The following is a 16491-nucleotide window of genomic DNA, read 5'->3' as shown; positions in this document are numbered from 1 at the left end:
AAACAGAGGGGACTTGTTTGGATATATCCGAGAATTCACTTCGACGTTAGCCCGCATTCCTGCGGGCCCGCTTACCGAAGAGTTGGTCGCAACCATGGACCCGCCGCTAAGCTTCAGGCTGATTCGGTGGGTTCGGTGAGGATGTGAGTCGGCGTGGGTTGGACATTCACCCCGGATGAGTTCGTCCATGTCTGGCAGGAAACCAAGGTAGATCGCCATCCCTACCCCATCCGGATCCTCGAGACACCGCGCACGGAGCGTGACGCCGATGCGTTGCGCGCGCAGCTGGACGAGCGATTGCCGACCGGCAGCGATCCGGACCTGACCGCGTGTCTACGGATCCTGGCCCAACCGCAGACGCGGATCGTGGCGATCGGCGGGGCACACCGCCCTGGCACCGAGATCCGATTGTTGGCGGGTGCGATCTTCGACCATGCCGTGCTCGCTCTACAGGACCCGGGCGCCAGCCCGGATTTCGGTGGCCGAGTGCGCATCTCGATCGGGCACAGTGCCAAACTCGGCGCCAGGATCGCGGCGCTACTGCCCAAGACCCCGCCGGGGCGAGAACCGGCAAGAGCCGCACCAGCCGACACCATCCGTGACGAAGAGATCGTCGCGCGCCAGCCGTCCGCGCCACCGATCCGCAGGCTGTTGCTGAAGCCGCACACCGCGGAGGGACACATCCGGATCGAGGCACGTCTGGATCGGGCGGAACCGGCGCCTCCGATCCACTACACCTGGATCGATGTCGAAGGCGACGGCCGCTACCTGATCAAAGCGGGATCGACAGTGCATGTTGTGCCCGCTTCGGCCGAGCAACTCGCCGCTCAGCTGCAGAAACGCATTCCGGCACAGGCAGGATGACTATCGCCGACAGATAACTCTTGCTGACCGGAGACTTGGCTTCCGGTTAGTCTGGGTCGGACCGACCGATCTCAGGGGTGCGCATGACGATCGAGACCAGCAGAGCCGATATCGCCCGGTTCAAGCAGCAGGCGCAGGCAGGAACAGTCAAGTTCGATCCGGCCGCGGCACGGCGCTGTGCCGAGATGTACGACCAACAGGCCGATCGACTGCTCTCTCTGCAACAACGCCTCGAAGCCGCGTCCGAGGCGCAGGGCTTCGGCGGGTTCGTCTCCGCTCAGCAGCTCCAGGCCGGTTTCAGCCACAAGGCCCGCGACGCCGCCGCACTGCTCGACCATTACATCGAGGCCGCCTACCGGATGAAGGAAGCGTTCCTGATCAGCGGCGGACTGTTCGATGAGGCCGACGCCGCGAATGCCGCCGCGTTGCGGGCCATCGAAACGAGAGTGCCGCGGTGACCGGGAACGACCCCGACTACATCGGCTCGATGGAGCATTTCGAGTCGATGCGGCACGAGGAGATCTACACCAAGACTCAGCGAATCGACGCCGCACAGATCCTGAATGCCTCGGTCACCTGGCTGGAAGTGGCAGGCACACTTGCTACTTCGTTCCCGCTGACCCGATCGAGCTCGGATCGAGTGATGAACTCCATGGAGTGGGAGGGCGCGACGGCCGACGCGGCCTACGCCAGTGCCCGCAGCTACGCCGAGTCGGTCGACGAGCTCGCCGCCATCATGGGCCAAGTGGGCGCGCGGCTCGGTGGGGTCGCCGCGGCCGCCGAGGCGGTGAAGATCGCCGTGGTTCCCCCCGGCGGCTCGGGTCCGGTCGGCGCGATCGCGAAACTGCTGGAGGCCGGCGGCATTATCGACGCACAGATGGCGGCTGAGGCACTGCGCCAGGAAGCCGTCCTCGCGATGAACATGGTGTACAAACCGGCCTACAGCATGGCAGGCACCGGCGTTCCCGCCCTTCCCGAACCCCCACCGCTGCCCGGCGAGATTGCACCACGGCCCGGCCGCCCACGACGGATCGAACCGGACTACTCCGAACCCCCACTGCCGCAACAGGATCAGCAGCCGACCACCCCTGTTCCAGCCACCCCCGCCCCGACACCACCACCCGGCAGTCCGGCGCCGCCGAGCACTCCGTCGACACCGGAACAGCAAGCCCCTCAACCGGTTCCGACACCACCGTCCACCCCGACACCGTCGACCCCTGACGCGCCGACACCGTCGACACATGTTCCTGCGCCCGACCCCCAGCAAACCCCCGTCCCCACGCCGGAGCCGACCCCACCGCCGACCCAGCAAACCTCGCCGCCCGCACCATCGCCGGCTCCACAGCCGGAGTCACCCTCTCCTGCACCGGAACCCCCTCCATCGACGCAGCAAGCACCACCACCGGAACCATCCCCAGCCCCACAGCCAGAACCACCGACCCCCACAGCGGAACCGACTCCGCCACCTGCTCCGCCGACCCAACAAACACCACCACCGGAGCCGCCCGCGCCGCAGCCACCAGCTCTCACACCCCTACCTGCCCCACCAACACAACAGGCACCACCACCGGAACCACCCCCAGCCCCACAGCCAGAACCACCGACCCCCACAGTGGAACCGACTCCGCCACCTGCTCCGCCGACCCAACAAACACCACCACCGGAGCCGCCGCCCGCGCCGCAGCCACCAGCTCCCACACCCCTACCTGCCCCACCAACACAACAGGCACCACCACCGGAACCACCCCCAGCCCCACAGCCAGAACCACCGACCCCCCAGCCGGGAGAACCCACTCCCCCACTTGTGGACCCCGGCGGCCAGCCTGGCGTCACCGGCCCCATCACGGAAGACCAAGACCAGCAATCACCTTCGAACACCAACCAGCCCGGCGTCATACCCACACTCCACCAGTAGGCCACCGACAGCACTCGATACCGACACGCACCCAGCAACACCCGACCTTGGAGGCCCGATCAGCTCGACCCCTCCATCCTGAAGACGCGTTCGATCAGATATCAAGGCACACCGACACCTTCCACCCGGCACAGCCCAGCATGCGGCAACCGCACCACAGCGGCCGAGCTCGAACGGCGGCCACCCGACAACCTCGAACCGCCAAATGACTCGACTCGACAAAAGACAGCCAGCACACAACCACAGCACCGCAGCACGACTCGAGGGCAACCGCCGCGCGGAGGCGCATCGGGCCCCTGCCACACAATCCTCTACCCGACCCCGCATTCGACCAGGTGCCAAGACAGACCGACCAACCGAAGCCTCCAGCTGCGAAGCCCAGCGCGCAGCAACCGCTGCCGTAGCCGTTGCCGTTGCCGTTGCCGTTGCCGTTGCCGTTGCCGCCGAGCGGAGTCGCATGGCGGCCATGCGACGATCTCGAACCGTCATACGACTCAACTTGACCACACCACAACGCGCTACTCACCAACATTGCAGCACCGCAGGCTGATTCGAGCGCAACCATCGGTCGACGAGCACACCAGCCTCCACGCCACACAGTCCCCACCCGGCCCCGCATTCCATTGCTTGTCGGGCCAATCGACCCACCAGGGCACCCACCGCTCAGCCCACAGCAACCGCGCCGCAGAAGCGCCGGGCGGAACCGAAGGACGGTCGCGATCTCCTCAACAAACCGCTACTTCTGGAACCCGGCGTCGCCGAACCCACTCAACGGAATGCCCTCCAGATCCGGAGGCAAGGTGCAAATCTTGCGGAGTATGGGTCAGACGTTGACGAGGTCGTCGGCGTGGATTACCGGGCGCTGCATGGTGTCCGGGAGTTCGGCGGTGGAGCGGCCCAGCATGCCGGCGAGTTCGGTGCTGTCGTATTCGATTACGCCGCGGGCTATTACGCGGTTGTCGGGGGCAACGAGGTCGACTACGTCGCCACCGTGGAAGCGACCGCGGACACCGGTGATACCTGCGGCCAGCAGGGAACGGCGGCGGTGAGCTACGGCTTGGACTGCGCCCTCGTCGATGAGGACGGCACCGCGGCTGTCGGCAGCGTGGCGAACCCAGAACTTGCGAGCGGACAGGCGGACCGGGCGGGCAGCGAAGGCCGTGCCGACGGTGCCGGTGGTCAGTGCGGTGGCGGCTTCCGCGGCGGCCGCGAGCAGGACGGGCACGCCCGCGTCGGCGGCGAGGCGGGCCGCGGACAACTTCGACGCCATCCCACCGGTGCCCAGCGCGCCACCGCTGCCTGCGATGACACCGTCGAGATCGGCGCTGCTGCGGACCTCGGGAATGAAGTTCGCCGCGCCCTTGCGCGGGTCGCCGTCATAGAGGCCTTTGACGTCGGAGAGCAGGATCAGCGCGTCGGCGCCGACCAGATGGGCGACCAGCGCCGCGAGCCGGTCATTGTCGCCGAAGCGGATCTCTTCCGTTGCGACGGTATCGTTTTCGTTCACCACGGCGACCGCACCGAGCGAGCGCAGACGATCGAGGGTGCGTTGGGCGTTGCGGTGGTGCTCACGACGGGAGAAGTCGTCGGCGCTGAGCAGCACCTGTCCGACGGTACGTCCGTATCTGGTGAAGGAGGTGCCCCACGCGTGTGCGAGCGCCAGCTGGCCGACACTGGCGGCGGCCTGCTTGGTGGCCAGATCACGCGGGCGTCGGGTCAGCCCGAGCGGAGCGATACCCGCGCCGATCGCGCCCGAGGACACTACGACCACTTCGGATCCCGCACGCATCCGCGCCTCCACCGCATCGGCGAGCCGATCCAGACGCGCGGTATCCAGTCCACCCTTCAAGCTGGTGAGCGCGGACGAACCGATCTTCACCACCACACTGCGCGCCGAAGCAATCGCCTGCCGAGCCTCACTCAGCCCATCCCGCGACATCGCCTCGGCCATACCAGAACTCACCTGCATAGCAACCGAACTCCCTGTACCACACCAGAACACACCGTCGCCCCGGCGAACACCGAGGCTCGACCGACACCGATAGCACCACGAGGCTCCGGCTTCCACCCTGGCGACGAGACGGCCGGCAGACCCACGACGCCTGCAGTGCAACCCCGACGCACACCGAATCCCGTCAAACCCCGCCGCGCCACAACAGCGCGCAACCACACCGCATCCACACCGGAAACACCGGAACCCCAACGCACGCCATCGAACTCCGGCGTGCGCCGCACCGCCAAGGTGACAGTCCCTGCGCCCCCGGGCAACATCACTTGTCCTCGTCCTCTTTCACCAGACCACGACGCACTCGGGACGCGTGCTTGCGTTCGGCGGCGCCGATCCGGTCGTTCTGTTCCAGCCGCAGGTCGGTGCCGCGGCCGGTCGGCACCATATCGATGCCCGCCGAGATCTGCGGCTCCCATTCGAAGGTCACATCGCCGATAGTGACCGGCGCTCCCGGCTGGGCGCCCTGTTTCACCAGAGCATCTTCGACACCGAGGCGGGCGAGCCGGTCGGCGAGATAGCCCACCGCTTCGTCGTTGTCGAACTGGGTCTGGCGCACCCAGCGCTCGGGCTGGCTGCCACGCACGATGAAGCCGCCCGGCTCCTCGGGATCGGCGATCACGCTGAAACCGGTCTCGTTCGCCGCGATCGGTCTGATCACCGGGCGCGCAGGAGCTGCCTTCGGATGCGCCTCACGGTACTTCAGTACCATGTCCGCGAGGGCAAAGGTCAAGGGCCGCAAGCCTGCTCGGCTCACGGCGGAGATCTCGAACACCGGCCAGCCGCGCGCGGTGAACTCCGCGGTCACCATCTCGGCCAGCTCGGCGGCATCGGGCACGTCGATCTTGTTCAGAATGACCACACGGGGTCGATCGGCAAGGTCGCCGAGGCCGGTGTCGGCGTTGAGCATGGACTTGTAAGCCGCCAGCTCCGCCTCCAGCGCGTCCACATCGGAGACCGGGTCGCGACCTGGCTCCAACGTGGCGCAGTCGACGACATGCGCGAGCACCGCGCAGCGCTCCAGATGGCGCAGGAATTCCAGCCCGAGCCCACGGCCCTCACTGGCTCCCGGAATCAGTCCCGGCACATCGGCGATGACGAACGTGGTGTCGCCACTGGCGACCACGCCGAGGTTGGGCACCAGCGTGGTAAAGGGGTAGTCCGCGATCTTCGGCTTGGCTGCCGACAGCACCGACACCAGCGAGGACTTGCCTGCCGACGGGAACCCGACCAGACCGACGTCGGCGAGCGACTTGAGTTCCAGAACCAGGTCGCCTTCTTCACCGTCCTCGCCGAGCAGGGCGAAGCCGGGAGCCTTGCGCGCTTTGGACGCGAGTGCCGCATTGCCGAGCCCGCCGCGACCACCGCGGGCCACGATGAACTTATTGCCCGCGCCGACCAAGTCGATGAGGACCTTGCCGTCGTTGTCGAGCACTACGGTGCCGTCGGGGACCTTCAGCAGTAGATCACTGCCTTGCTTACCGTCGCGGTTGCTACCCTCGCCCGGCTTGCCGTTGCCGGCCTTGGCGTGCGGATGGAAATGGAAGTCCAGCAGGGTGTGCACATTCGGGTCGACCTCGAGGACCACGTCCCCACCACGACCGCCGTTACCGCCGTCGGGTCCGCCGAGCGGCATGAACTTCTCGCGGCGCACGGAGGCACAACCGTGACCACCCTTGCCCGCATGCACGTGCAATACGACACGGTCGATGAATTTGGACATAAGCCGAATCATCCTCCTCGGTGGTTGTGGTTGTCGGTGCCGACGCGATCGTTCGAAAACGCGAAAACGGGCCAGGGTATGTCACCCTGACCCGCTCGGCTGTTGTCTGGAGTGGCAGGCGGCTGCTTCGCCTGCGCTCGGTCGGCGCAGATGGTGGACGGATTACGTCCGGCTGCGCCTATCAGGCGGTCAGGCCTGAACCGGCTCCGGGACGACGATGTTGACGGTCTTGCGGCCACGCTTGCTGCCGAACTCGACCGCGCCCGCCGCGAGGGCGAACAGGGTGTCGTCACCGCCACGACCGACGTTGACGCCGGGGTGGAAGTGGGTACCGCGCTGACGAACCAGGATCTCGCCTGCCTGGACGGCCTGGCCGCCGAAGCGCTTGACGCCGAGTCGCTGGGCGTTCGAATCGCGACCGTTGCGGGAGCTGGACGCACCCTTCTTATGTGCCATTTCTGAACTCCTGTGAAGTAACTCGAAATCGAGGAGGCTTACTTGATGCCGGTGACCTTGATGACCGTCAGCGGCTGACGGTGGCCCTGCCGCTTGTGGTAGCCGGTCTTGTTCTTGAACTTATGGATGCGGATCTTCGGGCCCTTGGTCTGCTCGACGACCTCGGCGGCCACGGAGACCTTGGCCAGCTTGGCCGCATCGGTGGTCAGCTCGGCGCCATCGACGACGAGAACCGGAGCAAGCGCCACGGACGTACCCGGCGCACCCTCGATCTTCTCGACCTTCACCAGGTCACCGACCGCGACCTTGTACTGCTTTCCGCCGGTCTTGACGATCGCGTACGTTGCCATCGGTCGGCTGCCCTTCTTCCTGTAATGCGCGCGGCTGATGCTCACGCGGCTGCATGCTCCCACCCGGATTATCCGGCTTGGAAACCACAGCACTCTGGTCTGGTAGTCACCGCCGCCTCAGTAAACCTGAAGGCCCTCGGCCTCGGGGCCGAGTCACAAACACAGCGCAGTAGAGCGCTGTCGCCGGGCAGCGACTGTTCGAGATTACAGGACGCCTAGCACCGGGTCCAAACCGGCGTCCCCCGAACAGGCGTACCTCCGCCTTCGCTCCGGCCATGCGCGGCGTACCTCCGCCTTCGCTCCGGCCATGCACGGCGTACCTCCGCCTTCGCTCCGGCCATGCGCAGCGAACCTCCGCCTTCGCTCCAGCCATGCGCGGCGAACCTCCATCTTCGCTCCCGCCATGCACGGTAGTCCGGCATGCCCGAAATACGAGACCCCCGCCACCATGGTGACGGGGGTCTCGGTCGCTCGGCGTGATCCGATCAGCTCGGACCGGTCAGTTCGCCTCGTCCACCGGCGGCCCCGCGGGACGTCCCGCGGCCCGACGGCGCGTCTTGCGCACGGGCACCACTACCGGAGCCTCGGCCACGAAGTCCACGACCGGCGCCGCGGGCGGCTGATCTGCCGACAGCACGAACACCGCACCGCTACTGTCGGCCGCGGGCGCGGCGGCCGAACGGGCCACCCTGCGCCTGCGACCGGCTGTCCGTGGCGCGGCAGGCTCGGGAACACCGTTTCCGGCAGCAGGCTCCTGGACGGCGACCGGCCCCGGTGCACCGGCAGCCGGCGCTTGCGGCTCCACCACGACTGCAACAGGCTCGGCTGCCACCTCGACCGGCTCGACCTCGGTCGCCACGGCCTCCTCGATCACTGCCGCGGCTGTTTCGGACGACTCCTCGGCCACGGCCTCGGTCACCACAGCATCGATGTCGGCAGTTGCCGCCACGACCGCGTCGACTACCTCGACCGCTTCGGCATCAGCCTCGAGCGCTTCGGCGTCGGCCTCGGTCGCATCACCGTGATGCGCTGCCATCGCCAACGCGACCGGATGCGCCCGCTTGACGGCGGCATCCTCTTCGACGGCCTCGGTCACCGGCGCAGCGCCGTTGGTCGCGGCGGGAGCGGCAGCCGCACCCTTGTCCCGGCCCCTGCGTCGACGCGAACCGGTCTCCCGGCTCTTCGCGCCGCCCTCCTCGCCGGCGGACGACTCCACCGGGTAGGCGTGCACCAGGATGCCGCGGCCATGGCAGTGCTCACACGTGGTGGAGAAGGCCTCCACCAGACCCGTGCCCAGCTTCTTGCGGGTCATCTGTACCAGGCCGAGCGAGGTCACCTCGGAGACCTGGTGGCGAGTCCGGTCGCGGCCCAGCGCCTCGGTCAGGCGACGCAGCACCAGGTCACGGTTGGACTCGAGGACCATGTCGATGAAGTCGACGACGATCATGCCGCCGATATCGCGCAGCCGCATCTGGCGCACGATCTCTTCGGCGGCCTCCAGATTGTTGCGGGTGACCGTCTCTTCGAGGTTGCTGCCGCCCGCACCGGTGAACTTGCCGGTGTTGACGTCGACCACCGTCATCGCTTCGGTGCGGTCGATTACCAGGGTGCCGCCGGAGGGCAACCACACCTTGCGATCGAGCGCCTTGGCGAGCTGCTCGTCGATCCGGTGGGTCTCGAACACATCGATCCCGTTGTTCTCGTGCCGGGCGACCCTGGCGAGCAGGTCCGGTGCGACGGTGCCGATGTATTTCTCGACGGTGCTCCACGCCCGGTCACCTTCGATGACGAGCTTGGAGAAGTCCTCGTTGAACAGGTCGCGGATGACCTTGACCAACAGGTCGGGCTCTTCGTACAGGGTCTTCGGCCCGCCGGAGTCCTTACCGTCGGCGGCCTTCTCGATGGTGCGCCAGGTCGCCTGCAGCCGCTCGACGTCGCGGGCGAGCTCGTCCTCGGCGACGCCCTCCGACGCGGTGCGGATGATCACACCCGCGTCAGCAGGCACGATGTCGCGCAGGATCTCCTTGAGCCGCTTGCGCTCGGTGTCGGGCAGCTTGCGGCTGATGCCGGTGGACGAGCCGCCCGGCACGTACACCAGGAAGCGGCCGGCCAGGCTGATCTGCGTGGTCAGCCGGGCGCCCTTGTGCCCGACCGGGTCCTTGCTCACCTGAACGAGCACCTGATCGCCCGGCTTGAGCGCCTGCTCGATCTTGCGCTCCTTGCCACCGAGTCCGGCGGCCTCCCAATTCACCTCACCGGCGTACAGCACACCGTTGCGGCCACGGCCGATATCGACGAACGCCGCCTCCATGCTGGGCAGCACGTTCTGCACCCTGCCCAGGTAGACATTGCCGACCATCGACGCGGAACCGGTGCTGGTGACGAAATGCTCGACCAGAATGTTGTCCTCGAGCACCGCGACCTGGGTAGCGGTCGGGAGATCGGGGAACGCCTTCTCGCGCACCACCATCACCCGGTCCACCGCCTCACGACGGGCCAGGAACTCCGATTCGGTCAGGATCGGCGGCCGACGGCGACCGGCCTCGCGGCCGTCCCGCCTGCGCTGCCGCTTGGCCTCGAGCCGGGTGGAACCGGTGATGCCTTGCACCTCGTCCGATGTAGCGGCGCGGTTGCGGCTCTTGTTCCGCGGTTCGCGTTCGTGCACGACGGTGTTCGGTGGGTCGTCCTCGGAAGCGGCTTCGGACTCGGCGCCCTCCCCTGCCACCTTGCGGCGCCGGCGGCGACGGCGACGGCGGGTCGAGCCCTCCGGCAGGTCTGCCTCGTCGTCATCGGACTCGGTGGTCTCGTCGGCCTCGACCGGCTCGGCAACGGCGTCGCGCGATTCGACGGGCTGCTCGTCCTCGGTGTCGGCATCGGAGTCCGCGGTGTCGTTCTCGTCACCTTCGGCATCGCTGTGCTGCTCGCCACGACCACGACCGCGGCCACGGCGACCACGGCGCCTGCGACGCGGCTGGCCGTCGACATCACCCTGCTGGTCGGATGAGTCCTGATCGTCTTCGGTGGTGTCGACCTCGTCCTCGACCACCTCGGCCTGTGGCTCTTCGGTGCGACGAGTATCGCGCTCGACACGACGCTTGCGCCGCGTCTGTTCGGCGGCGGCGGCGTCCGGTGGCAGGAACAACGGCGCCTGCACCGTGACGGCGGCTTCGAACACCGCCGGCGCCGCGACGTGCGGCTCCTCCCGGTCCAGGTGTGTGAACAGCTGCACCGAGGGCTGGTGGGCGGGCTGGACCGCACCGGTAGCCGCCGAACCGGACTGATCGATCACCGGGTCCGGTGCCGAGAACAGCAGCCCTGGCTCGCGGGCCGGGGCAGCAGGCTCGGGCTCCGGTACCGCAGGCGTGGTCTCGGGCGGGGTGACAGTGGCGTCTGGCTCGACCAACGCGTCACGGACAGTCTCCGCAACCGCTCTGTCGACGTTCGACTGCGCACTGCGCGCATCGGACCCCAACTCGGTGAGCTTGGCCAGGATGCGCTTACTCGTCACTCCCAGCAACTTGGCAAGCGCGTGAACTCGGATTCGCTCCGGCAATTGTTCGGCATCCTGTGATGTTGTTTCCAGCGGCTCTTGATCGGCCACGAAGTCTCCTCGGGACCCCCGGGCGCGTCCCTCCTGGCAGAAGTGACGCGGCCGACGCGGGGGCACTAATCGTTCGCCTCACGTGGTTGACGCAAGGTCATGTGGTCTCGCCCCGCATGCCCGGTTATCACCTGGTTGTTCGTCGGGCTAACTGGTCACGCGGCGCCTGGCTGTTGGCTGAACTCCGCGAAGCGAGCGCTCATCCAGCGTGCCGACGCGAACAATCAACCCCAACTACCGGGCTGTTTGTCCGTGGCAGCGATGATCGGCATCGAACCGCGGTGTCATCCGGCTGCTTCCGTCACCGATCGCTCACGTACCAGCGCGAACAGTCGATATCGGTTGCACCCGATGCCAGTATCCCACACCGTGCGCCAACAGTTCGCCATCGGCGCACGACTCGACCCCGCATTCGCGTGGTTTCGCCGCACGCCGAGGGCGCCGCGCCACGCGCTGTGGACGTGGCGCGTGGAGCAATGGGGTCAGGCCGGGAACTCGGGGAACCAGAGGGCAATCTCGCGCTTGGCCGATTCCGGCGAATCGGAGCCGTGGACCAGATTCTCCTGGGTCTGCAGGGCAAGGTCACCACGAATGCTGCCGGGTACCGCCTTCTCGACCGGATCGGTGCCGCCGGCGATCTGCCGGAATGCCGCGATGGCGCGCGGACCCTCCAGGATGGCCGCGACGACCGGGCCGGAAGTGATGAACTCGATCAAGGAGCCGAAGAACGGCTTCTCGGCGTGCTCGGCGTAGTGGCCGCGTGCCACCTCTTCGGAAACCTGCTTCAGCTCCAGGGCGGCGATCTTCAGCCCCTTGCGCTCGATCCGGGCCAGCACCTCGCCGACCAGGCCACGGGCCACGCCGTCCGGCTTGATGAGTACCAACGTCTGCTCAGTCACGGCGCACAGCCTAACCGGCGGTCGGGGCGGAGTATTCAACGGGCAACTGCGCAGCGGGCCCAGGAGCGGCTAGGTGGAGCGCCGAGTGCGCTGGCTCGGCAGTAGTCCCTGCTCCATGCGGCGCTTGACATCGTGACGCAAGACCAGGATGAAGCCCCACACCACGGCGAACAGAATCCCCATCACCCCGATAGAGACGTGCACGAATACTCCGAGAATCAGCAGCACCTGGAGGGCGAGGTTGAACGGTATCGCCCACGGGCGGCGCTGGAGTCCCGCGCCGAGAATCATGACCAGCGCCAAGATCACGAGGTAGCTGCCGGAGAACCAGCCGACCCCGCCGCCGACGGACCCGACGACCGGCAACGCGAGCAGGACCGTGATCGCCTCGAGAATCAGGGTGCCCGCCATGACACCGCGCAGTCCCTTCCACGGGTCGGGGGCAGTGGGCGCGGCGGCCTGATCGCCGGCGGTCGGCTCACTCATGCTGTCTCCTTTGCGGCGGATCGAACCCTCATGCCGGATCCTTTCCGAACAGCGCGCGGGCCGCACCCGCCGTGACCACCGATCCGGTCACCACGACACCGGCACCGGAGACCATCTCGCCGGGCTCGCCGACTTCCTCGGCCAGCGCGATAGCCGTTTCGAGGGCGTCGGGCAGTGATTCGGCGGTGACGACCCGCTCGTCGCCGAAACGCTGCACGGCCAGGTTGGCGAGGGTGTCGACGTCCATGGCGCGCGGCGATCCACTGCTGGTGACGACGATTTCGTCGAGGACCGGCTCCAACGCCTCCAGGATGCCCGCGGCGTCCTTGTCGCCGAACACCCCGACCACGCCGACCAGTTTGCGGAAGTCGAACTCCGTGGTGAGCGTCGCGGCAAGGGCTTTTGCGCCTGCGGGGTTGTGTGCGGCGTCGATGAAGATCGTCGGCGCGCTGCGCATGCGCTCGAGCCTGCCCGGGCTGGTGACGCTCGCGAAACCGGCTCGGATCGCTTCGATATCGAGCTGACGGTCCGCGCCCGCGCCGAAGAACGCCTCGACCGCGGCGAGGGCGAGCACGGCATTGCGCGCTTGGTGCTCACCATGCAGGGGCAGGAAGATCTCGTCGTACACCCCGCCCAGGCCTTGCAATTCGAGCTGCTGGCCGCCGATTGCGATCTGCCTGGCCAACACTCGGAACTCCGAGCCCTCGCGGGCCACCGCGGCGTCGACCTCGACGGCGCGCCGCAGCAGCACCTCCATGGCCTCCGGTTCCTGTTCGGCGATCACCGCGACGGTGTCGCGTGGAATCAGGCTCTCGGGCGCACGTTTGATGATCCCGGCCTTCTCCCCGGCGATGGCGGTGAGGTCGGGGCCGAGGTAGTCGGTGTGGTCGAGGCCGATCGGGGTGATCACCGCGACCTGCCCGTCGATCACATTGGTCGCGTCCCAGGTGCCGCCCATGCCCGTCTCGACGATCGCGACATCGACCGGCGCCTCGGCGAAGGCCGCGAAGGCCATGCCGGTGAGTACCTCGAACTTGCTCATCGCCGGGCCGTCCGCGGCGGCCGACTGCTTGTCGATCATCTCGATGAAGGGCAGCAGCTCCCGGTAGGTCGCCACGTACTGGGCGGGCGTTATCGGCTTGTTGTCGATGCTGATCCGCTCGGTCGCCAGCTGCAGGTGCGGGCTGGTGATCCGGCCGGTTCGCCGGTGCAGCGCGGTGAGCAGTGCGTCGATCATCCTGGTCACCGAGGTCTTGCCGTTGGTGCCCGCGACGTGGATCGCCGGATAGTGCTGCTGCGGCGAGGCGAGCAGATCCATCAGGGTGGCAATGCGGGTGAGCGACGGCTCGATCTTGGTCTCCGGCCAGCGGCGATCGAGTTCTGCCTCGACGAGGGCCATCTCGGCCAGGTCCACAGGAGAGGGCCCGGCACCGAGCCGGGTGGCCGGGATCGGTGACCCGTCGTCGTCGTACTGCGGTTCCGGTTCGGCGTTCATTTGCCACTCAATTCCGCGAGCCGGGCGCTGATGCGGGTGACTTCGGACGCGGCGACATCGCGCCTGCCCTTGATCTTGTCGACCACCGGTTCCGGCGCCTTGGCCAGGAAGGCCTCGTTGCCGAGTTTGGCCGTAGTGGCTGCCAATTCCTTCTCGGCGGCGCCCAGGTCCTTCTCCAGACGACGGCGTTCGGCCTCCAGATCGACAGCGCCGGAGGTGTCCAGTTCCACGGTGACGGTTGCCGCGCTGAGCCGGATCTCCAGGGAGGCGGTCGCCGCGAAATCGTCGCCAGGCTCGGTCAGCCTGGCCAGGTTGGTCACCGACGCCTGCTGCTCGGCGAGGCCCGCCGCGTCCAGGCCGATCAGCGTGGCCGCGACCTTCTGCTTGTCGGCGAGGCCTTGATCGCTGCGGAACCGGCGGATCTCGGTGATCAACCGCTGCGCGTCCGAAATACGCTGCGCCGCAGCCACGTCGGTCGGCACGCCGCTGGCCTGCGGCCACGCGGCGATAACGACCGACTCGCCGCCGGTCAGCGCCTGCCACAGCGATTCGGTGACGAACGGGATCACCGGGTGCAGCAGCCGCAACACTGCGTCGAGGACGTTGCCGAGCACCACGGCGGTCGACTCGGCGCGCGAGCCCGCCGCGCCGAACTGCACCTTCGCCAATTCCAGGTACCAGTCGCAGAGTTCGTCCCACGCGAAATGGTAGAGCGCCTCGCAGGCCTTGCCGAACTCGTAGGCGTCGAACGCCGAATCCACTTCGGCGCGTACCTCCTCGAGCCGGTCGACGATCCAGCGATCGGCGTCGGTGAGCTCGGCGCGCGCGGGCAGCTCACCGGTGTGGGCGCCGTTCATCAGCGCGAACTTGGTGGCATTGAACAGCTTTGTCACGAAACTGCGCGAGGCGAGCGCGTGCGGTTCGCCGACCGAAAGGTCACCGCCGGGCTGTGCGCCGCGCGCCAGGGTGAAGCGCAGCGCGTCCGCGCCGTAGGAGGTGATCCAGTCCAGCGGGTCGATGCCGTTACCGCGCGACTTGGACATCTTCTTACCGAACTGATCGCGAATCAGACCGTGCAGGAATACATCCTTGAACGGCACCTGCTTCGCGCCGTCCTTGCCCGCCGTGAGCACCGGGTCGTCGGAAACGAACGTGCCGAACATCATCATTCTGGCCACCCAGAAGAACAGGATGTCGTATCCGGTGACGAGCACGCTGGTCGGATAGAACTTCTGGAGTTCGGTGGTGGAGTCGGGCCAGCCCATGGTGGAGAACGGCCACAGCCCCGAGGAGAACCAGGTATCGAGCACGTCGGGGTCCTGCACCCAGCCTTCCGGCGCGGTCTCATCCGGCCCGACGCAGACCACTTCGCCGTCGGGGCCGTACCAGATCGGGATGCGGTGACCCCACCACAGCTGTCGCGAGATGGTCCAGTCGTGCATGTTGTCGACCCAGTCGAACCAGCGCGGTTCCTGGGCGGCCGGGTGAATGACGGTGTCGCCGTTGCGCACCGCGTCACCGGCAGCCTTGGCCAGCGCCTCGACCTTGACCCACCACTGCATCGAAAGGCGCGGCTCGATCGGTTCGCCACTGCGCTCGGAGTGCCCGACGCTGTGCAGGTAGGGCCGCTTCTCGGCGGCGATACGCCCCTCGACGGCCAGGCGCTCGCGCACCTTGACCCTGGCCTCGAACCGGTCCATGCCGTCGAATTCGGTGCCGGTACCGGTGATCCGGCCGCGCTCGTCCATGATGGTCGGCATCGGCAGGTTGTGCCGCAGCCCCATCTCGAAGTCGTTCGGGTCGTGCGCGGGGGTGATCTTCACTGCGCCGGAACCGAATTCGGGGTCGACGTAGTCGTCGGCGACGATCGGGATCTGACGTCCGGTGATCGGGTGGTACAGCGTGGTGCCGATCAAGGACTGGTACCGGGGGTCGTCCGGGTGCACCGCGACGGCGGTGTCGCCGAGCATGGTCTCCACGCGGGTGGTCGCCACGATCACGTGCGGCTCGTTGTCGTCGAGGGAGCCGTAGCGCAGCGAGATCAGCTCGCCCGGCACCTCCTCGTGCTTGACCTCGATATCGGAGATGGCGGTGCGCAGTTCCGGCGACCAGTTGACCAGCCGCTCCGCGCGGTAGATCAGGCCCGCGTCGAAGAGCCGCTTGAAGATGGTCTGCACGGCCCTGGACAGGCCCTCGTCCATGGTGAACCGGTCGCGACTCCAGTCGACACCGTCGCCGAGTGCACGCATCTGCCACTGGATGGCGCCACCGGACTCACGCTTCCAGTCCCAGACCTTGTCGATGAACAGTTCGCGGCCGAAGTCCTCTTTGGTCTTGCCGTCCACCCCGAGCTGTTTTTCCACGATGGTCTGGGTGGCGATGCCCGCGTGGTCCATGCCGGGCAGCCACAGCACCTCGTAACCCTGCATACGCTTGCGGCGGGAGAGGGTGTCCATCAGGGTGTGGTCGAGTGCGTGGCCCATGTGCAGGCTGCCGGTGACGTTCGGCGGCGGCAGCACGATCGAGTAACCGGGCTTGTCGCTCGTGACATCGGCGGTGAAATAACCGGCGGCTACCCAGCGCTCGTACATTTCGGCCTCCACCTCGCCGGGGTTCCAGCTTTTGGGGAGGGCATCGGCACGATTACGCGAGTTGTCAGAGGCTGCGCTGGTCACCCGACGATTCTAGTGGCCGAGT

The 16491-nt window shown here is 67.4% G+C and carries 12 protein-coding genes; 3 read left to right on the top strand and 9 right to left on the bottom strand.

All coding sequences use genetic code 11. The features are described 5' to 3' along the window. Nucleotides 1–153 precede the first annotated feature (153 nt). The 3 genes from AB0M74_RS21540 to AB0M74_RS21530 all read left to right on the top strand — a co-directional run bounded on the left by AB0M74_RS21540 (nt 154) and on the right by AB0M74_RS21530 (nt 2779). Nucleotides 154–864, top strand: coding sequence for an ESX secretion-associated protein EspG (locus tag AB0M74_RS21540; protein WP_366528043.1), 711 nt, complete (start codon nt 154–156; stop codon nt 862–864). A gap of 83 nt (nt 865–947) precedes the next feature. After that, on the top strand, nt 948–1322 hold the full coding sequence (locus AB0M74_RS21535) for a hypothetical protein (RefSeq protein ID WP_366528042.1): 375 nt from the start codon (nt 948–950) through the stop codon (nt 1320–1322). Continuing rightward, a complete protein-coding gene (locus AB0M74_RS21530) occupies nt 1319–2779 on the top strand; it encodes a hypothetical protein (protein WP_366528041.1) in 1461 nt (486 codons plus the stop codon). The genes AB0M74_RS21535 and AB0M74_RS21530 overlap by 4 nt, the downstream gene beginning before the upstream one ends. An 823-nt stretch (nt 2780–3602) precedes the next feature. On the opposite strand, the gene proB is transcribed toward AB0M74_RS21530, so the two are convergent. The 9 genes from proB to AB0M74_RS21485 form a co-directional block, all read right to left on the bottom strand. Then, a complete protein-coding gene (gene proB, locus AB0M74_RS21525; protein WP_366528064.1) occupies nt 3603–4703 on the bottom strand; it encodes a glutamate 5-kinase in 1101 nt (366 codons plus the stop codon). Between the two features lie 346 nt (nt 4704–5049). Then, on the bottom strand, nt 5050–6507 hold the full coding sequence (gene obgE / locus AB0M74_RS21520; protein WP_366528040.1) for a GTPase ObgE: 1458 nt from the start codon (nt 6505–6507) through the stop codon (nt 5050–5052). A 189-nt stretch (nt 6508–6696) separates the two neighbouring features. Continuing rightward, complete coding sequence (gene rpmA, locus AB0M74_RS21515) at nt 6697–6963, bottom strand: 50S ribosomal protein L27 (RefSeq protein ID WP_366528039.1); 267 nt, start codon at nt 6961–6963, stop codon at nt 6697–6699. Nucleotides 6964–7001: 38 nt separating this feature from the next. After that, nucleotides 7002–7313 carry a 50S ribosomal protein L21 gene (rplU, locus tag AB0M74_RS21510; RefSeq protein WP_228002256.1) on the bottom strand — a complete coding sequence of 104 codons (312 nt, stop codon included), beginning with the start codon at nt 7311–7313 and terminating at the stop codon, nt 7002–7004. Nucleotides 7314–7812: 499 nt separating this feature from the next. After that, the gene (locus tag AB0M74_RS21505) at nt 7813–10914 is read right to left on the bottom strand and encodes a translation initiation factor IF-2 N-terminal domain-containing protein (protein WP_366528038.1); all 3102 of its coding nucleotides are present in this window, start codon (nt 10912–10914) and stop codon (nt 7813–7815) included. 482 nt (nt 10915–11396) lie between these two features. Beyond that, the gene (gene ndk / locus AB0M74_RS21500) at nt 11397–11813 is read right to left on the bottom strand and encodes a nucleoside-diphosphate kinase (RefSeq protein WP_366528037.1); all 417 of its coding nucleotides are present in this window, start codon (nt 11811–11813) and stop codon (nt 11397–11399) included. 69 nt (nt 11814–11882) lie between these two features. After that, nucleotides 11883–12299, bottom strand: a complete 417-nt coding sequence (locus AB0M74_RS21495; protein ID WP_366528036.1) for a DUF4233 domain-containing protein — start codon at nt 12297–12299, stop codon at nt 11883–11885. Nucleotides 12300–12327: 28 nt separating this feature from the next. After that, nucleotides 12328–13698: a folylpolyglutamate synthase/dihydrofolate synthase family protein gene (locus tag AB0M74_RS21490; RefSeq protein WP_366528063.1), complete on the bottom strand. Its 1371-nt coding sequence runs from the start codon at nt 13696–13698 to the stop codon at nt 12328–12330. A gap of 92 nt (nt 13699–13790) precedes the next feature. Beyond that, nucleotides 13791–16469, bottom strand: coding sequence for a valine--tRNA ligase (locus tag AB0M74_RS21485; protein ID WP_366528035.1), 2679 nt, complete (start codon nt 16467–16469; stop codon nt 13791–13793). Between the last annotated feature and the right edge of the window lie 22 nt (nt 16470–16491).

Origin of the sequence: Nocardia sp. NPDC051463, from assembly GCF_040681975.1 — a bacterium.
Taxonomy (GTDB): Bacteria; Actinomycetota; Actinomycetes; order Mycobacteriales; family Mycobacteriaceae; genus Nocardia.
The sequence above is the reverse complement of the archived record's forward strand: the minus strand, read 5'-3'. Positions and strand labels throughout refer to the sequence as shown.

What these genes read in the sequence shown, in the direction of transcription:
- AB0M74_RS21535 (WP_366528042.1), top strand. Translation starts at nt 948, where the DNA reads ATGACGATCGAGACCAGCAGAGCCGATATCGCCCGGTTCAAGCAGCAG.
- rplU (WP_228002256.1), bottom strand. Translation starts at nt 7,313, where the DNA reads ATGGCAACGTACGCGATCGTCAAGACCGGCGGAAAGCAGTACAAGGTC.
- obgE (WP_366528040.1), bottom strand. Translation starts at nt 6,507, where the DNA reads ATGTCCAAATTCATCGACCGTGTCGTATTGCACGTGCATGCGGGCAAG.
- rpmA (WP_366528039.1), bottom strand. Translation starts at nt 6,963, where the DNA reads ATGGCACATAAGAAGGGTGCGTCCAGCTCCCGCAACGGTCGCGATTCG.
- AB0M74_RS21495 (WP_366528036.1), bottom strand. Translation starts at nt 12,299, where the DNA reads ATGAGTGAGCCGACCGCCGGCGATCAGGCCGCCGCGCCCACTGCCCCC.
- AB0M74_RS21490 (WP_366528063.1), bottom strand. Translation starts at nt 13,698, where the DNA reads ATGGCCCTCGTCGAGGCAGAACTCGATCGCCGCTGGCCGGAGACCAAG.